At 71.0% G+C, this 16,756-nt stretch carries 17 protein-coding genes; 7 read left to right on the top strand and 10 right to left on the bottom strand.

Features of this window, described 5'->3' with window-relative positions; genetic code table 11:
- The first annotated feature begins 96 nt into the window (after positions 1 to 96).
- Together FHU34_RS18215 and FHU34_RS18210 are read left to right on the top strand one after the other, a co-directional pair.
- The gene (locus tag FHU34_RS18215; RefSeq protein ID WP_145782065.1) at positions 97 to 951 is read left to right on the top strand and encodes a LysR family transcriptional regulator; all 855 of its coding nucleotides are present in this window, start codon (positions 97 to 99) and stop codon (positions 949 to 951) included.
- A gap of 44 nt (positions 952 to 995) precedes the next feature.
- Positions 996 to 1,445 (top strand): GNAT family N-acetyltransferase, encoded by a 450-nt coding sequence (locus tag FHU34_RS18210; protein ID WP_145782063.1) that lies wholly within the window; start codon positions 996 to 998, stop codon positions 1,443 to 1,445.
- Here the strand turns inward: FHU34_RS18210 and FHU34_RS18205 are convergent.
- Positions 1,402 to 2,346, bottom strand: coding sequence for an NAD-dependent epimerase/dehydratase family protein (locus tag FHU34_RS18205; RefSeq protein ID WP_145782061.1), 945 nt, complete (start codon positions 2,344 to 2,346; stop codon positions 1,402 to 1,404). The genes FHU34_RS18210 and FHU34_RS18205 overlap by 44 nt on opposite strands.
- A 64-nt stretch (positions 2,347 to 2,410) precedes the next feature.
- Positions 2,411 to 3,439 (bottom strand): trypsin-like serine peptidase, encoded by a 1,029-nt coding sequence (locus FHU34_RS18200; RefSeq protein ID WP_145782059.1) that lies wholly within the window; start codon positions 3,437 to 3,439, stop codon positions 2,411 to 2,413.
- A 202-nt stretch (positions 3,440 to 3,641) separates the two neighbouring features.
- On the opposite strand from FHU34_RS18200, the gene FHU34_RS18195 reads away from it, so the two are divergent.
- The 3 genes from FHU34_RS18195 (at position 3,642) to FHU34_RS18185 (ending at position 5,748) form a co-directional block, all read left to right on the top strand.
- Entirely contained in the window at positions 3,642 to 4,070 is a 429-nt protein-coding gene (locus tag FHU34_RS18195; RefSeq protein ID WP_145782056.1) for a VOC family protein, read from the top strand.
- Between the two features lie 82 nt (positions 4,071 to 4,152).
- Complete coding sequence (locus tag FHU34_RS18190; RefSeq protein ID WP_145782055.1) at positions 4,153 to 4,737, top strand: hypothetical protein; 585 nt, start codon at positions 4,153 to 4,155, stop codon at positions 4,735 to 4,737.
- 66 nt (positions 4,738 to 4,803) lie between these two features.
- A complete protein-coding gene (locus tag FHU34_RS18185) occupies positions 4,804 to 5,748 on the top strand; it encodes an acyltransferase domain-containing protein (protein WP_145782053.1) in 945 nt (314 codons plus the stop codon).
- An 81-nt stretch (positions 5,749 to 5,829) separates the two neighbouring features.
- Here FHU34_RS18185 and FHU34_RS18180 read toward each other — a convergent pair whose 3' ends face one another.
- The 5 genes from FHU34_RS18180 to FHU34_RS18160 all read right to left on the bottom strand — a co-directional run bounded on the left by FHU34_RS18180 (position 5,830) and on the right by FHU34_RS18160 (position 12,788).
- Positions 5,830 to 8,661 carry a PQQ-dependent sugar dehydrogenase gene (locus FHU34_RS18180; RefSeq protein WP_145782050.1) on the bottom strand — a complete coding sequence of 944 codons (2,832 nt, stop codon included), beginning with the start codon at positions 8,659 to 8,661 and terminating at the stop codon, positions 5,830 to 5,832.
- Positions 8,662 to 8,747: 86 nt separating this feature from the next.
- On the bottom strand, positions 8,748 to 9,899 hold the full coding sequence (locus FHU34_RS34260; protein WP_425280576.1) for a ThuA domain-containing protein: 1,152 nt from the start codon (positions 9,897 to 9,899) through the stop codon (positions 8,748 to 8,750).
- A 476-nt stretch (positions 9,900 to 10,375) separates the two neighbouring features.
- Positions 10,376 to 11,092 (bottom strand): alpha/beta fold hydrolase, encoded by a 717-nt coding sequence (locus FHU34_RS18170; protein ID WP_145782045.1) that lies wholly within the window; start codon positions 11,090 to 11,092, stop codon positions 10,376 to 10,378.
- Positions 11,093 to 11,197: 105 nt separating this feature from the next.
- Positions 11,198 to 12,007, bottom strand: a complete 810-nt coding sequence (locus FHU34_RS18165; RefSeq protein WP_145782044.1) for a CPBP family intramembrane glutamic endopeptidase — start codon at positions 12,005 to 12,007, stop codon at positions 11,198 to 11,200.
- Positions 12,008 to 12,044: 37 nt separating this feature from the next.
- Positions 12,045 to 12,788 (bottom strand): SAM-dependent methyltransferase, encoded by a 744-nt coding sequence (locus FHU34_RS18160; protein WP_145782041.1) that lies wholly within the window; start codon positions 12,786 to 12,788, stop codon positions 12,045 to 12,047.
- Between the two features lie 74 nt (positions 12,789 to 12,862).
- Here FHU34_RS18160 and mug point away from each other — a divergent pair, with 74 nt between their 5' ends.
- Positions 12,863 to 13,426, top strand: a complete 564-nt coding sequence (mug, locus tag FHU34_RS18155; RefSeq protein ID WP_145782039.1) for a G/U mismatch-specific DNA glycosylase — start codon at positions 12,863 to 12,865, stop codon at positions 13,424 to 13,426.
- Here the strand turns inward: mug and FHU34_RS18150 are convergent.
- Both FHU34_RS18150 and FHU34_RS18145 read right to left on the bottom strand, forming a co-directional pair.
- The gene (locus FHU34_RS18150; protein WP_145782037.1) at positions 13,423 to 13,929 is read right to left on the bottom strand and encodes an SRPBCC family protein; all 507 of its coding nucleotides are present in this window, start codon (positions 13,927 to 13,929) and stop codon (positions 13,423 to 13,425) included. The two genes, mug and FHU34_RS18150, sit on opposite strands and share 4 nt — an antisense overlap.
- Entirely contained in the window at positions 13,926 to 14,288 is a 363-nt protein-coding gene (locus FHU34_RS18145) for a metalloregulator ArsR/SmtB family transcription factor (protein ID WP_167524836.1), read from the bottom strand. The genes FHU34_RS18150 and FHU34_RS18145 overlap by 4 nt, the downstream gene beginning before the upstream one ends.
- A gap of 89 nt (positions 14,289 to 14,377) precedes the next feature.
- Between FHU34_RS18145 and FHU34_RS18140 the strand changes: the two genes are divergently transcribed.
- Positions 14,378 to 15,478, top strand: a complete 1,101-nt coding sequence (locus FHU34_RS18140; RefSeq protein WP_145782033.1) for a calcium:cation antiporter — start codon at positions 14,378 to 14,380, stop codon at positions 15,476 to 15,478.
- A gap of 21 nt (positions 15,479 to 15,499) precedes the next feature.
- Here FHU34_RS18140 and FHU34_RS18135 read toward each other — a convergent pair whose 3' ends face one another.
- Positions 15,500 to 16,753 carry an RNA polymerase sigma factor gene (locus FHU34_RS18135; RefSeq protein WP_145782032.1) on the bottom strand — a complete coding sequence of 418 codons (1,254 nt, stop codon included), beginning with the start codon at positions 16,751 to 16,753 and terminating at the stop codon, positions 15,500 to 15,502.
- Between the last annotated feature and the right edge of the window lie 3 nt (positions 16,754 to 16,756).

Raw genomic sequence — 16,756 nt, 5'->3', positions numbered from 1 at the left:
TGCCCGTGCTCGCGTCCAAGACCTCTTTCACCTGCTGTGATACCCGACGGGTATCGTGGGGTGGGTCAGGCGCGTGCGAGGCGGACGGGGGGTCCGATGGACGTCGATCTGCGCAAGCTCCGCTACTTCGTCGCGGTCGCGGAGGAGTTGCACTTCGGCCGCGCCGCCGCGCGGTTGCACATCGCCCAGCCGGTCCTGTCGCGGCAGATCCGGGCGTTCGAACACGAACTCCGCGCCGAGCTCTTCGTCCGGGATCGCCGCTCCACAGTGCTGACCGAGGCCGGCCGGCAACTGTTGGCCGATGCCGGTCCGCTGCTCGCCTCGGCCGACGCGCTGCGTCGGCGGGTGCAGCGCGCGGCGCACGGCCGGCAGACGTTCACCATCGCGTTCATGCCGGGCATCATCGTCACCGCCGAGGCCCGCGCCATCGCCCAGCTGCACCCCGACCTGGCCGTCGGTGTCGTCCGCACCTCCTGGGAGGACCAGGCCGAGGTGGTCCGCGAGGGGCGCGCCGACGTCAGCTACGTACGGCTTCCGGTCGACCAACGTGGTCTGCGCCTACGCCCGCTGTTCACCGAACCCCGTGTCGTGGTCCTGCCCGACGAACACCGGCTGGCGGGTAAGGAGTCGGTCGACCTCACCGAGCTGGTCGAGGAGCGCCTGCTCCAGGACCCGGACGCGGTGCCCGAGTGGCGGGACCTGCCGAACCGTCCGATCGACTCCGACCCCCGCCCCCGGCCCGAGCTGAACTCCGTCGAGGAGAAGCTGGAACACGTCGCCGCGTACGCCGGTGTGGTGATCCTGCCGCTGTCGACCGCGACGTTCTACACCAGGCCGGGCGTCGTCCACGTGCCGGTCGACGACCTCGGGCCCAACCAGGTGTGTCTGGCCTGGGCCGAGGACAACCGGTCACCGCTGGTGCGGGAGTTCGTCGAGATCGCCGCGCGCTGACGCCCCGCACCGGCCGCGGTGGGGGCTCTGGTTAGGCTCAGGGCATGTTCCGTGCGGCAGGGCCCGACGACTTCGCGCAGATCATCCACCTCTACCGGCAGCTCAACCCGGACGATCCGGTGCTGGACGACGGCTCGGACGTGGCGGCCTACCAACGGATCCTCGACACACCCGGGCTGAGTCTCTTCGTCCTCGACCTGGACGGGGTCGTCGTTGCCACGACGTACCTCAACGTGATCCCCAACCTCAGCCGGTCGGCGTCGCCGTACGCCGTCATCGAGAACGTGGTCGTCGAGGAATCCCGGCGGGGCACCGGTCTGGGTCGGCAGATCATGGCCGGCACGCTCCAGGCCGCGTGGGACGCGGGCTGCTACAAGGCGATGCTGATGACGGGCTCGCGCACTCCCGCCACCCACGCGTTCTACCGCGCCTGCGGGTTCGCACCCGACGTCAAGACGGCGTACCTCGCTCGACCGCCGGCGTCGGACAGCTAGCGAAGGTCTCGCGTAGCGCGACGTCCAGCGACCGGCCGGTCGTCGGCTCGATGAACAGGTCGGTGAGCAGGAGGTCGGCGACGTAGGTGGGGTTGACCCCCGACTCCTTGCCCCCGAGGCCCTGCAACGCGCCGCCGAGACGCAGGGCGGCTCGTGCCGCGCCGGCCGGCAACCGGGCGACCCGGCGGCGTCGACCGACCGCCTCGGCGATGCGCGCGAGCATGTCGGACCAGGTGAGGTTCTCGTCGGCGACCGGAATGTCCGCACCGCTGGCCTGCTCCAGAGCGTCGGCCGCGACCTCGGCCACGCTGCGCGCCGAGGCCGCGGCGCTTCCGCCGGTCGGTGCGACCAGAGGTGTACGCGAGCGCGCCCACCGGTCCAGCGGACCGGCCCAGTTCGGCAGCCGGTCGCCGGCCCGACCGAAGACGAAGGGCAGTTCCAGGACGGCGACCGGCAGATCCGGACCGGCCGCCGCCCGTCCCTCCCGGGCCTGCTCGACACGGCACCGGATGTACGTGTGCCGCTCGGGGAGCCGCCACTGCGGATGCAACCTGTCGAAGTAGGTGTAGTACGAGCCCATCACCACCCCACGGGTGAGGCCCTCCGCGCGGGCGGCGGTGAACAGGCGTACCACCGGGTCGACGTTGTCGCGGCGGAACTGCGGGTAGATCGGCTTGGGCAGCGGCCGCTGCTCGTCGGTCCGGGTGGCGTACACGACGCCGTCGTGACCGGCGAGCAACGACCGCAGCTCCTCCGTCGAGGCGGACCCGACGTCCAGCAGATGGTCGACCCCCGGATGGGAGGTACGCGCCACAGCGGTCGTGGCGTGACCGCGCTCACGCAGCACCTCCACCACATGAGCACCGATCAGGCCGCTGCCACCCACCACGAGAATCCGCACGCCCCATCGTCCACTCTGGAGGCCTGTCCTTGTCAACCCACGACCGCCGCCGGCGCAGCGTCGGTCACTGCTTGTTCTTCGCCACGTTGTAGATGTCCAGGACGTCGTCGTCGAAGTAGGGGCCGTACATGTTGCCGGAGAACTTGTACGACATCACCGAGTTGACGAACCCGAACCGGAGGTCGTTGTCCCACGCTCGCAGGAACGGGCCACCGCTGGCGCCCCGGGTGAGCGGGCAGTCCTTCAGCTTGATCCGCTGCGCCCCGGCGGCCTTGGTGGTGCCCTGGTCGTAGTACTGCGACTCGCCGTCGTACGGCGGCTCTGCCGGGTAACCCAGCAGCAACACCGAGAGCTTCTTGGACTGGTTGACGCTGAGCCCCTGCCCGCCGGTGACGTGCACGAGCCGCTTGCCGCCCCGCGGGTGCATGGTGACGAAGGCGAAGTCCCACCAGAGGAAGCCCCAGTCGACCCAACCCTCGACCGAGGTGAACTCCTTGGGGAACCAGAGGCCGTGCACCGCGACGCCGTTGGTGAACTCCGGCGCGTACGCCCAGTTGTCGTACCAGACCGATCCGCCGTCACCGGGGTGTACGCAGTGACCGGCGGTGGAGACCAGATTCGCCTGCGGGTTGTTCACTGTCGCGCCGGAGCAGAAGAAGTCCTCGTTGTTGTGCCGGAAGAAGACTCGACCGACCCCGGGTGAGGCGTTCACCGCCTGGGTTGCCTGGCTCGTGCCCCTGGCGGTCACGCCCAGACCGGCGGCCGGCGACCGTGGGGCCGCCGGCTCGGCGACGTCGCGCGGCGCACCGACGCGGCCGGGGCGGTCGGCAGCCTCCCCGTCGGGGGCGTCGACCCCGTCCGGCAGGGGAGCGGGTCGTGCCGCTCGCATACGTTCGGGCGTCCAGTAGGCGTTGCCCACGGCCGCCGCGGTGTCCGCGTCGGTCGACGGCCGTCCGTCGACGGTGGCGCGCCCTTCGGCCACCGTCGCGGATCCGTTCGGCGCGGCGGTGCCGGCCTGGGCCGGGGCCTGCACGACGGTGACGCTGGCCAGCAGCATGATGCCCACCGAGGCGAATCCGAGTTTCCTGCGCACGTGACCTCCCGGGGATGGCGGCCGGAGACGGTCCGCTCCGACGTCGCGCCGTCCACGCTAGGTGTCCGTGTTCGATCCACAGTGGTCGTGTCGTATGCGTTCAGTGACGGGTGCTTGACTGCGAAACGCGCCGGTACGGCAGCGCCGCGAGGTGCGACCAGAGCGAGGTGCGACGACAATGGGCGCCTGGAGGTGATCGAGGATGGGCGATCAGGAGAGCGTTCCCCGATTGGGTTCGGTGGTGCTGGACGGCACCGACGCTCGGGTGCTGGCCGAGTTCTACCGACACCTGCTCGGCTACGTCTACCGGCCCGGCGACGAGCCACCGGCGGCCGGTCAGGCCGACGAGCGCGGTCGTGACTGGCTGGTCCTGAGGTCCCCCGACGGCAGCACCCAGCTCGCGTTTCAGCAGGTGGATCACCTGCCGGAAACGACCTGGCCGAAGAACGACGTGCCTCAGCAGCTGCACCTGGACCTGACCGTGGAGTCCGTCGAGGAGCTGCTGGTGCAGCACGAGCGCGTCCTGCGCCTCGGTGGCCGGCTGCGCTACGACCGCATCGAGGATCCCGACGAGCCGCTGCGCGTGTACGCCGACCCGGCCGGTCACCCGTTCTGCGTTCTCGTGGGGTAGTGGCGGCGAGGACACCGTCCGCGCCCGGCGTATGGCATAGGTTCGACGTGCTGAACACCATCGTCGGGAAACGGGGACGAGGATGCCGGAACCGCGCGCCTTCTGGCTGGACGAGCAGTTCGACCGCGAGCACGGCAGCGACGGGCGCGGCCGGTACGAGGCGGAGGTGCTCCGTCGGATCGGCGAGTTCGACGAGACCTGGGGTGACTTCGCGCCCGTGGCATTCGCGGCGACGGCCTGGCGGCTGGCCACCGAGCTGTCGCCGGGCTTCGTCCGCTGGCACCGGCGGATCATCTCGGCGACCTGCGCCCGCAGCCCCTGGGACGGCAGCATGATCTGCGCGGTCACTGTGGCCTCCCGCTGGCCCGCTGAGCTGACCTGGACCAAGCAGTGGCAACGCGACCGCGGCTGGCGGGACTGGCCGCAGCTGTTCGGCCAGTTCACCACCCCCACCGAGCAGGACCAGACGCGTAGTCCGCATCTGCGCGCGCTGCTCCAGGTGGAGGCGCCGCTGCCGCTCGACGACCTGCCGCCGACACCCACCGGGCCGGACGACGACGTCACCACCGCGGCGCGTCGGGCGGTAGTGGTGCTGACCCGGGAGCTCAACGAGCTTCTGGCACCGATGATCGGGCAACTCGACACCGAAGTGCCCGCCGACTCCTGACGTCGCAGGCGCCGACCGACATCGCGGGCACCCACCGGAGGACCGAACGCCGGTAGGGTCGTCGGCGTGGATCTGCACGACATCGCCGCTCGGCTCGCAGTGCCCGTCGAGGAGGTCGAACGCGTCGCGCAGCTCGCCGGCGATCGACCGTCTGTTCCACTGCCCGCCAGGGCCGACGCTCCTGAGCTGCTCGATCGGCTCGCGGTACGGCCGGACGACGCCGCCGAGGTCATGCAGGGCTGGCCGGACCCGTCCTCGCCACTCTGGACGCCCGAGCTGCGCTGGCTGCTCGACCGGTCGATCGCCCTGGTCCACGCCGACCTCGGAGGCCACGGTTGGCTGTCGCCCGGTCCGGAGTTGCCCCGCGAGCGGGGTCCCGCCTGGCGGCATCTCTACGTGTACGCGTACCTCGCCCTGGTCGACGTCGCCCGGGGCTACCACCGCGACCACGGCGTTCCCGACGACGTGTCCTGGCGGAGCCTCGCGGACCTCGGCCGCAACCTCGCGATCGACCGGCGGATGCGCGGTGAGGGCTGGCCCGTCATGCAGAGCTGGCTGACGCTGCACGTGCGCGGCAGCATCTACGAGCTGGGCCGGCTGCAACACCACCGCGGCGACACCGCCATCGGCCTGCACGTCCCCGACGCGGGGCCGTTGACCCCGGAAGCGGTCGTCGCGTCGCTGGACGAGGCGCGGGCGTTCTTCGCGCGCCACTTTCCCGACGAGCCCTACACCGCGTTCTCCTGCGGCTCGTGGCTGCTCGACCCACAGCTGCGGGAATACCTACCCGAGGGGTCCAACATCGTCCGGTTCCAGCAGATGTTCGAGCTGGTTCCCTACGAGGAGAAGGACGGCCCGGACGCCGACGTCGAGGTGCTGCGTTTCGTGTTCCGCACGCTGAGCACCCCGTTGGACCAGTTGCCCCGCCGCACCGCGCTCCAGCGCGCGATCGTCGACCACCTCAGGGCTGGTCGACACTGGCACTGGCGGCACGGCCGCTTTCCCATCTAGCGCCACCCACTGCCGACAACGCCGACAACCGGTGGATCGGTGGGCCCGGCCCGTCACCGACCGGGCCGGGCCCACCGCCGGTCAGCCGGTGGTCAGGATGAACTTCTCCCAGGCCCCGACCGACGTACGGTTGGCGATCAGGGATCCGGCCCCGGCGTTCTCAGCGCACACGATCTGGTTGTTGACAGTGGCCCGTAGGCTCACCGTCCCATCCGAGTTGGTGATGAGCTGGAAGGTCTCCCACGATCCGATCGACGTGGCGTTGGCGACCAACGCTGCGGCGCCCGAGTTCGTGGCCGAGACGTAGAGCCCGTTGGCGCGTGACCGCAGGGCGATGTTGCCGTTACCGGCGTCCACCCGGTCGAACTGTTCGGTGCTGCCGACGCTGGCCTTGTTGGCGATCAGCGCGGTGCTGCCGACCGCCGACACGTACTGGCTGTTGACCTGCGCCCGCAGCGTGCTCACCGGCGTGCTGCTACCGGTGCCGGTGGTGAAGGTGAACGCGTCGACGTCGAACAGGTAGCCGGACCCACCCTTGAACACCAGGTACAGCGTGGTCGACGCGCTCGGCGGGTTGCTGATCGTGCCGGACGCCTCGACGAACGTCTCCCAGTTGCCGGTCACCGGCACCGTGACGGTGCCCAGCAGGGTGCCGGTCGCCGACCCGGCCCGGACCTCGATGGTGCCGCCCGCGCCGGCCGACGACGCCCGCACGGTGATGCGGTTGGCGTTGGCCAGGTTGTACGGCTGGTACGAGATCCAGTCGTTGTTCTCGATGAACCCGGCCGTGCGGCCACCCTCGGCGTTGGTGTGGTCGGTGGCCTGGACGCCGGACTGAGCGCTGAAGTGCTCACCCTGGCGATGCTTGGGTTGCAGCGTCTTGATGCTGTGCGTGGTCAGCCCGCCGTTGTCGGTGTAGGCGGCGTCGAAGACCCCGTAGATGTTCGCCGCCGAGTCGTGCTCGCCGTCGGTCGGCACGGTGATCGAGCCGCTGCACCCGGTCTTCGAGGTGATCTGGTGGGCGTGGCTGTCATGGCCCAGCGCGTAGGTCAGGCTCACCTTGGAACAGTCGATAGTGCCGTCCTGCGGGTCGCTCACCGAGATCTGGTACGACACCGTGTCACCGAAGCTGAACAGCTGCCCGTCGGCGGGCGAGGTGAGCGTCACCGTCGGGGCCGTGTTGCCCACCGTGATGACCAGGCTCGCCGTGCCGGTCAGGCCATTCGGGTCGGTGACCCTCAACGTGGGGGAGTACGTGCCGTTCGTGGTGTACGTCTTGGTCGGGTTCGCCGCCGTCGACGTGGTGCCGTCACCGAACGTCCACAGGTAGCTCAGCGCCCCACCTTCTGGGTCCGAGCTGCCGGCCGACGAGAAGTTGACGGTCAACGGGTTGGCCCCCGACGTCGGGTTCGCCGAGGCGACAGCGATCGGGTTGCGGTTGCCACCACCGATGTACTCGATGCGGAACAGCGCCTGGTTGTTCGACCCGGTGCCGTAGTCCAGCACGTAGAGCGCCCCGTCCGGACCGAAGGCCATGTCCATGACCTGCGTGCCGGACCACGGGAAGTTGGAGATCTCCCCGCGTGACCCGTCGGAGTTGACAGCGATGGCCTTGATCCAGCGGCGGCCGTACTCACCGGCGAAGAACTGACCGTTGAGCGACTGCGGGAACTTGATGCTGGAGTTCAGCGACGCGTCGTAGCGGTAGACCGGGCCGCCCATCGGCGACTCCGAGCCGCTGCCGAACTCCGAGGGCGAACCGGAGTCGCCCGCGTACTTGATCCAGGCCGGCCTCGCCGCGGGCAGCGTGCCGAGCCCGGTGTTGCGGAACGAGTTGTTGGTCGGCCCGCCGGTGCAGTTGTACTTCGACTGCGACGGCCCGGACGGGAAGGTGTATTCATTGTATGTTTCGGTGCTGGTGTTGGCGCCGGTGCAGTACGGCCAGCCGTAGTTGCCCGGCGAGGCGATGCGGTTGAACTCGACCTGACCCTGGGGGCCCCGGCTGGAGTTCGTGGACCCGGCGTCGGGGCCGTAGTCGCCGAGGTAGACGACACCCGTGGCCTTGTCGACGCTCATCCGGAACGGGTTGCGCAAACCCATCGCGTAGATCTCCGGACGGGTGTTGGCCGTGCCGGGCGCGAACAGGTTGCCCGACGGGATGGTGTACGTGCCGTCGGTCTGCGGCTTGATCCGCAGCACCTTGCCCCGCAGGTCGTTGGTGTTCGCCGAGGTGCGCTGGGCGTCGAACTGCGGGTTGCGGTTGGTCCGCTCGTCCAGCGGCGCGTAGCCGGACGACTCGAACGGGTTGGTGTCGTCGCCGGTGGTCAGGTACAGGTTGCCGGCGGCGTCGAAGTCCAGGTCACCGCCGACGTGGCAGCACTGACCACGGTCGTTGGCGACCTGGAGCACGATCTTCTCGCTGCCCAGGTTGAGCGTGTCGTCGGAGTTGAGGGTGAACCGGGACAGCCGCAGGTGTCCCTTCCACCGGTCCCAGTCGGACTGCGAGCCGGTGGTCGGGGCGTCCCCGGACGGGGTGCTCAACGTGGGCGAGTAGTACAGGTAGATCCACCGGTTGCTGGCGAAGTTGGGGTCGACGGCGACGCCTTGCAACCCCTCCTCGTCGTGCGTGTAGACCGACAGGGTGCCGGAGGTCTTGGTGTTGCCGGCCACGTCGGTGATCCGCAGGACGCCGTTGCGGGCGGTGTGCAGGACCGAGCGGTTGGGCAGGACGGCCAGGGACATGGCCTCACCCAGCTCGGCCGAGCCGGTGGCGAGCTTGACCTGCTGGTAGTCGGAGGCGGGGATCACCGCAGCCTGCGCGGTGGACGGTGCGGCAACGGCCAGGGTCACGCTCGTGGCGGCGGTGAGCGCCGCCACGAGGGCCCGGGACCAGCGCCGGGATTTCGAGAACATGATCGTCCTTCCTCGACGATCGGGGGCCGGGCGTGCGGGGGCGCACCACGGCCTAAGGGGGTGGTGACGAGTGAGCCGCGGCGCGGTCAGTTCGTGACGAGGTCGAACTTCTCCCACTGGCCGATGGAGGTCCGGTTGGCGATCAGCGGGGAGGAGCCTCCGTTGTCGGCGGCCACGTACCGGCTGTTCACAGTGGCCCGCAAGCTCACCGTGCCGTCGGAGTTGCGCACGAGCTGGAACGTCTCCCAGGCGCCGGCGGAGGCGCGGTTGGCGATCAGCGCGGCGGCACCGGCGTTCTCCGCCGCGACGTACTGCCCGTTGCTCTTGGCGCGCAGCGCCACGTTGCCGTTGGCGAGGTTGACCACGTCGAACCGCTCACTGGTGCCGGCGGAGGCCTTGTTGGCGATCAGCGCGGTGGTGGAGTTGGGCGCGCTGACGAACTGGTTGTTGGCCCGGGCCTTCAGGGTGGAGCCGCTGGTGGTGGGCGGCGGGGTGGTGGGCGGCGGGGTGGTCGTCCGCGGCGAGCAGTCGGCGGTCACCGAACCCGCGGCGACCTGGAGGCCGCCGAGCAGCATCCGGGTGAAGTTCGGGTCGGTGTACGACGCCTCGGTGTGGCCCAGACCCGTGTACCAGGCCCGACCGCCGCCGTACGTCTTGCACCAGGTGATCGGGTGGTCGCCGCTCATGTTGCCGCCGCTGTAGGACGACTCGTCGAGGTTGGCCAGGACCCGCGCGCTCGACCGGGGGTTGGTGCGGTAGTTGTACCACTCGTCGGAGCGCACCCAGGTCGTGCCGAGGTGGGCCGTCGACGGGTTGGTCTGGTCCTCGATCCGCACGGTCGCGGTCTGGATCGCCGGGTGCGAGTCGAAGTACGCGCCGACCAGTTGGCCGTACCACGGCCAGCTGTACTCGGTGTCCGCGGCGGCGTGCACGCCGACGTATCCGCCGCCGGCGGCGATGTACGACTCGAAGGCCGTCTGCTGGCTGGAGTTGAGGACGTCACCGGTCGTGGACAGGAAGACCACCGCCTGGTACTGGGCCAGGTTGGAGGTGGTGAACTGGTTGGCGTCCTCGGTGGCGGTCACGGTGAAGCCGTTGGCCGAGCCGAGCTGCTGGATCGCGGCGATGCCGTTCGGGATGGACGAGTGGCGGAAGCCCGCGGTCTTGCTGAACACCAGGACCTTGGTCAGTGGTGCCGCCGAGGCCGGCGTCGTGAGGGTTACCAGGCTGGCCAGCATCACGGCCATGCCGGTGACGAGTGCCAACAGGCGGGAACGGGAACGCATGGGGGTGCTCCTCTGCTGAGCGTCGACCCTGGCGCGCGCGTCACGTGGGCGTGCGGGCTCGCCGAGGTCGCGATGGCGGTGGTACGGAGCCGGGCCGCCGATGCTCGGCTGAGATGCTGCGGGGTGGTGCCGTGCCGGTGGAATCGTCCCGCAGGGGGTGTGCGCGACGCTGCGCCGTGCGGGTTGCCGTGCCGGTGCTCCCCGCCCGCCGAGGGGGGAGCATCGCGTCGCTACCGACAGTGCCAGGAGACGGCTGGCGCACCGGCGTCGACCGATCGCGATCGCACCGCCGAGGAGCCCGCTCGCCCATAGTGGACGGACGAAGCCCATCGACTTCTATCGCTGACGCAGTAAACCTCCGATGTCTCCGCCCCGTCAAGCCCACGCCCGTCGGCGTCGACCGCCCGAGGTGGGTATTCCCGCCGTGGTTAACCCTGGCCGGACGGCATCGGATCGCGGGCGCCTCTGGTGGCCATGATGATGAGGTCGGCGATCGTCTCCGGGTGGGTGACCATGGCGAGGTGGGAGGACTCGACCTCGATCGTCGTCGCGTTCATCCGCTCGGCCAGGAACCGTTCCAGCTCGGGTGCCGTGGTGCGGTCCTGGGTGGAGACCGAGTAGTAGCAGGGCTTGTCCCGCCAGGCGGCGACAGTCGTGCGGCCCTTGAAGAGGCCGTCGGCGATCGGCCCCTGCACCGCGTAGAGCGAGCGGGCGCGGACCTCGTCGACTCCGCCCGCGAAGTCGTCGAGGAACGCCGCCTCGCTGAGCTGTGCGTACCCGTCGTGGTGGACGAGACCGGCGTTCGCCGGGGGCGTCGGATACGTCGCCGCGAGGGCGGCGTAGTCCTCGCCGGCGTCCGGGGCGCGGGCGGCGACGTACACCAGGGCGGTGACCTTCGGATGGTTACCGGCATCGCTGATGACCGTGCCGGCCCAGGAGTGGCCCACCAGCACCGTCGGCCCGTCCTGGCGGTCGAGGGCGCGGTTGGTGGCGGCGACGTCGTCGGCCAGGGAGGTCAGCGGGTTCTGCACCGCGGTGACGGTCAGGCCGGCCCGCTGGAGGATGGGGATCACGTCGGACCAGGACGAGCCGTCGGCGTAGGCGCCGTGCACCAGGACGACGTTGCTGGCAGGCTCGGGGCTCATTCGGACCTCCGCAGGCGACGACGCGGTGCCACCGCTGACAACTCTCGTCTGACACTCTTCCGCAGGCCGGCCGGGTCGGTGGGCCGAACGCGGAGGTTCAGCCGGTCACCGCACCGGCTCTGGTGCGACGGCCCGCCAGTCCAGGTGGTGCCGGTAGAGGTGTCGCACGACGATCCAGCTGACCGAGAACGGGATGGCCCCCATCGCCACGACTCCCAGGACGTCGGAGCCGACCACGTCGAAGACCGCCCCCACGTCGCCGAACAGTTGCGCGACAGTCTGGAAGGCGACGTGGAAGCCGATGCCTGCCCAGATGTCGCCGGTCGCGGCCCGGAAGGCGCCCAGCAGGAGCGCGAAGACGAAGAAGAGCGCGAGCCGGTCGACGGACCGGGCGGCCCCGACGAGGAACCCGAACACTGTGAACAGCAGGGCCTGCCCAACGGCGGCCTGCCACGCCGGCAACCGGGTGGCGAGGTTGCGCTGCAGGTAGCCCCGGAAGATCAGCTCCTCCGGCAGCGCCTCCTTGAGGAACACGAGCACCACCAGCAACGCCGCCACCCGCGACACGTCCCCGACGGACGTCCGCACGCTGATCTCGACCCAACCGAGGCCGAGGCAGAGCACGAACCCCACCCCGGCGGGGACCAGCCAGCAGGCCATGCCGAGCAGCAGACGCCGCCAGCCCTCGCGCAGCGACGGCAGTCCGAGGCCGGCCCACGGGCGTCGGTCCAGGAGGCGACGGGCGACAACCACCAGGGGTACGACGAGCACCGTGGTGAGAACGGCCCCGACGGCGTGGGTGGGTCGGTCGTAGTCGCGGTCGAGCAGGGCACCCACTGACAGCCACACCAGCACGGCGCCGGCGGACACGACGAGGATCCGCCAGGGCAGGGCGAGACGAGGTCCGGCGCTCACCACGCGCAGCGTAGCCAGCGGCGTCAACGGTGGGCCGTCAGCGGCCGAGGACGAGGTAGGCGAGGCCGAGCACCCCCCGGTAACCACCGACGTACTGGCGCAACCGGTCGTCGAGTTCCGCGCGGACGTCGGCCGCGCGGGGATCCTCCGGGTACCGCAGCAGCCACTCCTGCCGCCCGGCCAGCCAGGTAGACTCGAAGTCGTCCCACTCACGCTGGTCGGCGGTGCTCAGGTGCAGCACCCGCCAGCCGCGTTCCCGGGCGACCTCGACGAGGCCGGGCAGGTCAGTGACCTCGGGTCCGAAGATCTGCTCGGTGTCCGGTGTCGGGGGCCGTTCCCAGTAGGTGTCGCCGAACAGCAACCGGCCTCCCGGTCGGACCACTGTGGCGAGCGCGTCCAGCGCGGCGCCGGTGCCACCGAAGGCATGCGCCGACCCGACGCACAGGACCCGGTCGGCGGGCTCCTGCCAGGCGGCCGCCTCGCCCATCACGAAGGCGACGTGCCGGTCGAGGGACCGGCCGGCCGCCGCCCTCCGCCCCCGGGCGAGCGCGGCGTCATCGGTGTCGACGCCGACGCCCCGGGTGGCGAGCGCGCCTGACACGCCACCGGCGGCGACTGCCCGCAGCAGCAGCTCACCCCAGCCACAGCCCAGGTCGAGCACCCGCGCGCCGGGACGTACGTCGAGTCGCCGTAGCAGCAGCGCGGCGTGCTCCTCGGACAGGGGTGTGTTCCAGCGCATCCGCGCGTAGCGGCTGTCGGCGAGGTTGTCGGTTGCCTGCATGCGTCGAGGGTGTCAAGTCATGATTCGCTTCGCACGTCGGGTCCGGTGTCCTGTCGTACGGCAGGATTGGTCAGGTGGGGGCGCAGCAGGCGGGGCCGTTTCGGCGGCCGACACCGCAGGAGGTGGCGGCGGCCGCCGGGCGGGGCCTGCCGGACGTGATCGGGCCCGGCCTGCGGGTGCTGTTCTGCGGCTTCAACCCGGGCCTCTACTCCGCCGCCGTGGGGCTGCCCTTCGCGCGTAAGGGAAGCCGGTTCTGGCCGGCCCTGCACGGTGCGGGCTTCACCGACCGGCAACTGCACCCGTGGGAGCACGACGAGTTGCTGCGCCACGGCCTGGGCATCACCAGCCTCAGCAACCGGGCCACCGCGCGCGCCGACGAGCTGACCTCGGCGGAGCTGGTGGCCGGGGTGACCGGGTTGGCGGTGAAGGCCGAGCGGTACCGGCCGCGGTGGGTGGCCATCCTCGGAGTGACCGCGTACCGGATCGCCTTCGTCCGGCCCCGGGCAGGCCTGGGGCCACAGTCGCAGCGGCTGGGCCCGGCCCGGGTGTGGGTGCTGCCGAACCCGAGTGGTCTGAACGCGCACTTCCCGTTGCCGGCCTTGACGGCCGAGTTCGCCAAGCTGCGCCAGGAGATCTAGGCGCGCTCGGTGGCGACGAGGTCCTGGTAGTACGGCTGCATCGCCGGGTGGTAGTCGTCGAAGTCGGGGCGGGGGGAGCCGTCCCGGGAGGCGACGAGCATGTCCAGGTAGTACTCCCAGCCGGCGCCCACCTCGGCGATGCCCTCCACGCTCGTGAGGTGCTGCACGAACCGCAGCTCGGTGCTGCCGTCGGCCTCGGTCAGCGTCAGCTCCACCAGCCAGGTGCCGTAGCTGTCGACCATCGACACGGTGAGATGCCGCTGCGGTTCGCAGGCGTCGATGCGGACGTCGCACCAGGGCTGCTGCTCCTCGTACGCCATCTGGACCCGGATGGTCCGCCCGGGGGCCGCGTCGCCCTCCCAGGGGCCGAACCAGCGGGCCGTGCGCTCGGGCTCGGTCAGGCTGGCCCAGACGTCCGCCGCCGGGGCGCGGAACGTGCGGGTCAGGACGAGGTCGTGACCGGTGGCGGTGCGGAACAGGCGTCCGGCGGGTGTGCGGGTCATGCCGTGTGCTCCCTTCGGTGTCCCGCCGGGCCGCGGCTGCGGCGCTCTCGGCGGGTGCGGTAGACCTCGGTCTCCAACGCGTCGAGGTGCCGTTCCCACCGGTCGGTGCCGGCGAGCCCGGCGAGCCAGCCGACCAGCGGGGCGAGCGGACCCGGGTCGAGGTGGTAGATCCGTTGCCGGCCGACCAGCTCGTCGCGGACCAGGCCGCTCTCGCGCAGCACCCGCAGGTGGCGGCTGATGGCGGGCCGGCTGATCACGAAGCGTCTAGCGATGTCGCCGGCCGACAGGGGTTCGTCGCGCAGCATGGTCAGGATGTGCCGTCGCACCGGGTCCGCGATCGCGGTGACCACCTCGTCCACCGCTGAAGCGTAACCTATGAGTTACATCTCGGCGATATCGGTGCGTCGATGGTGGGCACATGATCACTTGACCTGGCACTCTGTAAGGCATGGCCGCCCTCCTTCGCTCCCGCCTGACCGACTGGACGTTTGTCGTACCCGTGCTCGCCGTCCTGATATTGATGGTCACCTGGGGCCGGAGCCTGCCTGGGCCCGTCATCGTGGTTGTCGCGGTGCTGCTGGGTGGCGCGGTGCTCGCGGCCGTGCACCACGCGGAGGTGGTCGCCCACCGGGTGGGGGAGCCGTACGGGTCGCTTGTGCTCGCCGTCGCGGTCACCGTGATCGAGGTGGCCCTGATCGTCACGCTCATGATCAGCGGGCCGGAGAAGACCCAGTCACTCGCCCGCGACACCGTCTTCGCCGCAGTCATGATCACCTGTAACGGGATACTGGGCCTTTCCCTGCTACTCGGGGCGCTGCGCCGCCGCGTCGCGGTGTTCAATCCGGAGGGCACCGGCGGTGCGCTGGCCACCGTGATCACCCTGGCCACCCTGAGCCTCGTCATCCCGAGCTTCACCACTGCCCGCCCCGGCCCGGAGTTCAGCCCGGCCCAACTCGTCTTCGCCGCCGTGGCGTCGCTGGCCCTGTACGGGCTGTTCGTGCTCGTACAGACCGGCCGGCACCGCGACTACTTTCTGCCGGTCGACAGCCGGGGCAAGGTCATCGAGACCGAGGAGCACGCCAAGCCGCCCACGACCCGCGCGGCGATGGTCAGCCTGGTCCTGCTGCTGGTGGCGCTGGTCGCGGTCGTCGGCGACGCCAAGACGGTCTCCCCGACCATCGAGGCCGGGGTCGCGGCGGCGAACCTGCCGCACGCGTTCGTCGGCGTCATCATCGCCCTGCTGGTGCTTCTGCCGGAGACCCTCGCCGCCGCCCGCGCCGCCCGCCGCGACCGCGTCCAGACCAGCCTGAATCTCGCCCTCGGCTCCGCGATGGCCAGCATCGGCCTGACCATCCCGGCCATCGCGATCGCCTCTATCTGGCTGGACGGCCCGTTACTGCTCGGCCTCGGCGGCACCCAGCTCACGCTGCTCGCGCTGACCGCCGTGACCGCGGTGCTGACCGTCGTGCCGGGCCGGGCCAACGTGCTGCAGGGTGGCGTACACCTGGTGCTGATGGCCGCCTTCGTCTTCCTGGCCGCGAGCCCGTGACGTGCGCCGCCGCCCGCCGGGTCAGCCGGCGGGCGGCGGGTCGCCGAGACGCTCCGCGCGGGCGTACAGGTAGCGCTGCTGCGCCAGGTTCGTCGACCGGGCCGCCGCCATTCGGTACGCCTCCCGTGCCGCGACCCGCTCACCGACCATCTCCCACAGGTGGGCGCGAGCGGCCGGGAGTCGGGGGTCGCCGGCCAACCGCGCGTCGCCGGCCAGCTCGGCGAGCCGTGCCAACCCGTCCGACGGGCCGCGACTCATCGCCACCGCCACCGCGTGGTTGAGCGCCACCACCGGGTTGTCCGAGATGCCCAGCAGCACCTCGTACAGGGCGGTGATCTGCGCCCAGTCGGTGTCCTGCGCACTGGCTGCCTCGTCGTGCACGGCGGCGATGGCGGCCTGCACCTGGTACGCCCCGACCGCCCCGCGCGGCAGCGCCCTGGTGATCAGCGCGGTCCCCTCGGCGATCTGGTCGGCCCGCCACCGGGAACGGTCCTGTTCGGCCATCGGCACCAACTCGCCGTGCGGGCCGATCCGCGCCGGAGCGCGGGCATCGGTGAGCAGCATCAACGCCAGCAGGCCGGTGACCTCGGGATCCTCCGGGAGCAGCCGGTGCACCAGGCGGGTCAGGCGGATCGCCTCGGCGGTCAGGTCGGCGCGCAGCAACCCCGGGCCGGCGGTGCGCGCGTACCCCTCGGTGAAGACCAGGTAGAGCACGTGCAGCACGGCGGCGAGCCGGTCGGCCCGCTCCTCGTCGGTGGGTGGCGCGAACCGCAGCCCACTGTCGCGGATCCGTTGCTTGCCCCGGCTGATCCGCCGGGTCATCGTCGCCTCCGGCACCAGGAAGGCGCGGGCCACCTCGGCGGTGGTCAACCCGCCCACCGCACGCAACGTGAGCGCGATCTGCGACGTCGGCGACAGTGCCGGATGGCAACACAGGAAGAGCAGGATGAGCGTGTCGTCCTCGTCCGCCAGCGGTCGATCAGCCGCCGGAGCGCGCCACTGCTCCGGGAGCACCCACCGCGCCACGGTGTCCTCGCGGCGCATCCGGGCCTGCTCCCGGCGCAGCAGGTCGGTCAGCCGGCGGGACGCGACGGTGATCAGCCAACCGCGTGGGTTCTCCGGTACACCGTCGCGCGGCCAGGCCTCGGCCGCGGCGATCAGCGCCTCCTGCACCGCGTCCTCGGCGGTGTCGAAGTGCCCGAATCGGCGTACCAGCGCGCCGAGGACCTGCGGCGCGAACTCGCGCAGCAGGTCCTCGACCCGTGTCTCGGGCACCCG

The sequence above is a fragment of the Micromonospora taraxaci genome (genome assembly GCF_007830095.1).
In the GTDB taxonomy this organism is placed as follows: Bacteria; Actinomycetota; Actinomycetes; order Mycobacteriales; family Micromonosporaceae; genus Micromonospora; species Micromonospora taraxaci.
The sequence above is the reverse complement of the archived record's forward strand: the minus strand, read 5'-3'. Positions and strand labels throughout refer to the sequence as shown.

What these genes read in the sequence shown, in the direction of transcription:
- FHU34_RS18215 (WP_145782065.1), top strand. Translation starts at nt 97, where the DNA reads ATGGACGTCGATCTGCGCAAGCTCCGCTACTTCGTCGCGGTCGCGGAG.
- FHU34_RS18210 (WP_145782063.1), top strand. Translation starts at nt 996, where the DNA reads ATGTTCCGTGCGGCAGGGCCCGACGACTTCGCGCAGATCATCCACCTC.
- FHU34_RS18195 (WP_145782056.1), top strand. Translation starts at nt 3,642, where the DNA reads ATGGGCGATCAGGAGAGCGTTCCCCGATTGGGTTCGGTGGTGCTGGAC.
- FHU34_RS18190 (WP_145782055.1), top strand. Translation starts at nt 4,153, where the DNA reads ATGCCGGAACCGCGCGCCTTCTGGCTGGACGAGCAGTTCGACCGCGAG.
- FHU34_RS18180 (WP_145782050.1), bottom strand. Translation starts at nt 8,661, where the DNA reads ATGTTCTCGAAATCCCGGCGCTGGTCCCGGGCCCTCGTGGCGGCGCTC.
- FHU34_RS34260 (WP_425280576.1), bottom strand. Translation starts at nt 9,899, where the DNA reads ATGCTGGCCAGCCTGGTAACCCTCACGACGCCGGCCTCGGCGGCACCA.
- FHU34_RS18170 (WP_145782045.1), bottom strand. Translation starts at nt 11,092, where the DNA reads ATGAGCCCCGAGCCTGCCAGCAACGTCGTCCTGGTGCACGGCGCCTAC.
- FHU34_RS18160 (WP_145782041.1), bottom strand. Translation starts at nt 12,788, where the DNA reads ATGCAGGCAACCGACAACCTCGCCGACAGCCGCTACGCGCGGATGCGC.
- FHU34_RS18150 (WP_145782037.1), bottom strand. Translation starts at nt 13,929, where the DNA reads ATGACCCGCACACCCGCCGGACGCCTGTTCCGCACCGCCACCGGTCAC.
- FHU34_RS18140 (WP_145782033.1), top strand. Translation starts at nt 14,378, where the DNA reads ATGGCCGCCCTCCTTCGCTCCCGCCTGACCGACTGGACGTTTGTCGTA.